Source organism: Candidatus Eisenbacteria bacterium (assembly GCA_035712145.1).
In the GTDB taxonomy this organism is placed as follows: Bacteria; Eisenbacteria; RBG-16-71-46; order RBG-16-71-46; family RBG-16-71-46; genus DASTBI01.
In genome coordinates this window covers 1-2,209 of record DASTBI010000239.1, presented here as the reverse complement: position 1 = coordinate 2,209, position 2,209 = coordinate 1, and the positions used below count along the sequence as shown (strand labels likewise).

Genomic DNA, 2,209 nt, shown 5'->3' with positions numbered 1-2,209 from the left:
GGGCGAGCCGAGGTAGCCCGGCATCAACCCGAGGCGCCCGCTGCGATCAGGAAGCGACACGACGTTCCGGAGCGGCAGCACCGCATCGCCGCGGGCCAGCGTCGCCAGCGCGTCCGCCATGACATCGACGCACTCGGCCATGGGCAGCAGCCGCTCGACATCGGCCTGCGAGATGATGCGAACGTCCACGGCGAGCCTCAGAATGGCGCGAAGGTTTCGCGCGGAATGAGTCCGGGAGCTTCGAAGCCACCCAGGATGCGGTAAGTCATCTGCAGGGACAACTGCCCCGATCTCCGAAAGGAACTGCCCGTGGACCCGAACTCGAACCTCCACTGGGTCTCTGAGGCGTTCAAGGAGAGCGAGAGACGGTCCTCGATGAACCACGTTCCTTGGAGACGGTAGAGCCACTGCGAGCTTTCAGGTTGGGCCTTCTCACCATTGCCTGCTTCGGACCGCTGGTAAACACCCGAGCCGGAGATCTCCCAGCGATCCGAGACCATCCAGCTCAAGCTCGCTACCCCCTGCAGCCTGTTTCCGTTTGATGAGGTCTCGCGCAGCGGGATCAGGAACCGACCCTCGAGGTTGGTCTGCCAGCGAAGTCCGATCGGCCGATGTGCCTCCGCCACGACACCGGCGAAGGTGTCGTCGAAGACATACTCATCACGCTGAGAATCTTGAGAGGACCCGCTCGCAACCACCGAATCGTCTTCCATTCTCTGGAAGGAGCTCGAGTAGTCGGTGTGCATGACCTGCTTGGCGTGACTATCGATGATCGTTGGGCCAATGAAGTAACCCACGTTCCTCAAGAACGGGGTCCGCGGCAGGGCGTCGGGCCGAAGTCCGCTGCCGGTGTGGGGCTCTCCCACGCGCAGGACCGCGGAGGGATCGAGGTCCGTCTCGCCCAGCGCCCCGTCCTGCTCCAGGATCGCCGTTACCTGACGCCAAAGGCTCTTGGCCGCACGGTCGTGAACGTCATCGTAAGAAACCCGGACGGTGAGCAGTGCCGCCAGACGCCGGCGAGCCGCCTCGGAGAGCGGGCGGGTGAGCCCGCCCGTGCCGAGCAGGCGATGTTCGAGAAGGCGCGCTTCGTAGACGCCGCTGGCATCCCTCACGCGGCCCCATCCGACCGTGAGATCGATGTGGGAGGAGTGCATCGGAGACCAGGCCTCGGTGCTCGACTGGTCGATGCTTCGGAAGGCGACGCCCCCGGAATTGAACGTGATATCCGAACGATTGTCCTGCCAGCTTTGTTGATAGTAGCCATCGACCGAGGCGCCCAGGGAGAAGCCCAGCGGCATGTTCCATGGATAACGGCGAGTGAAGGCGCTGAGGCGCCAGCGCTCAGCGACGTAACGAACCTCCCTGTCGGCCGAGTTCACCGCGAACGGCGGTACCGAGTGGGTGTGAGTCCAGCTGCCGGTTCCCTCGCCGATCAGCTGGATGATCGCCGCAGTGTACGCAGGTTCGGAATCGGAGAGCCATCGGTACGACATCGACGAGAGACCGCTGATATTGCGGCTCAATCGATCGGGCTCGTTTTGCTCCACGCGGTCGCCATTGAGCCCGATGTCGAGTCGCCAGTCGTGGCGCGAGTGTTCGGGGATCCGGAAGTCATCGAATTCGTCTGCGACCGCAGATCGGGAAACCGCCAGCACGAGGACCACTAGGAACGCACAGCCGCGCGTGGCATTCATGGCACGACCTTTCATTCATCCGGCGCGAATACTGCCGACAGTCGTTCCGGGTCGATGTTGCCTCCGGAAACGACCGCTACGACCGGCCGGTTGTGTCGGGGAGCGACTTTCCCGGTCAACAGCGCCGCGGTGGCCGCGGCTCCCGAGCCTTCGACGTAGAGCTTGGCTCGGGTGATCAGCAACTGCATCGCCTGGATGATTTCGTCTTCCGTCACGGTGACGATCTCGTCCACCGCTTCACGGGCGATATCGAGCGGCAGCGCGCCGACGAACGGCGGCGTCATTCCATCGGCCAGCGTGTTGGCCGGCCGCGACACCGGGATCGGCTTGCCCGCCGCCAGCGCCTTCGTGAGACCCGGACCCTCCTCGAGCTCCACCGCGACCAGGCGCACGCCCGGTCGCAGTCCCTTCACCGCCGAGGTGACGCCGCCCATCAAGCCTCCACCCCCGACCGGAACCACCACCGTGTCGATCGCCTCCGCGTCTTCGACGATCTCGAGGCCGACCGTACCCGC

The 2,209-nt window shown here is 64.7% G+C and carries 3 protein-coding genes; all 3 read right to left on the bottom strand.

Features of this window, described 5'->3' with window-relative positions; all coding sequences use genetic code 11:
- A partial coding sequence (locus VFQ05_16945) for an ornithine cyclodeaminase family protein (GenBank protein ID HET9328457.1) occupies nt 1-189 on the bottom strand: 189 nt, incomplete at its 3' end.
- 8 nt (nt 190-197) lie between these two features.
- Entirely contained in the window at nt 198-1,709 is a 1,512-nt protein-coding gene (locus VFQ05_16940; GenBank protein ID HET9328456.1) for a hypothetical protein, read from the bottom strand.
- The coding region (locus VFQ05_16935; protein ID HET9328455.1) for a pyridoxal-phosphate dependent enzyme at nt 1,706-2,209 on the bottom strand (504 nt) is incomplete at its 5' end. The genes VFQ05_16935 and VFQ05_16940, both read right to left, overlap by 4 nt.

What these genes read in the sequence shown, in the direction of transcription:
- VFQ05_16940 (HET9328456.1), bottom strand. Translation starts at nt 1,709, where the DNA reads ATGAAAGGTCGTGCCATGAATGCCACGCGCGGCTGTGCGTTCCTAGTG.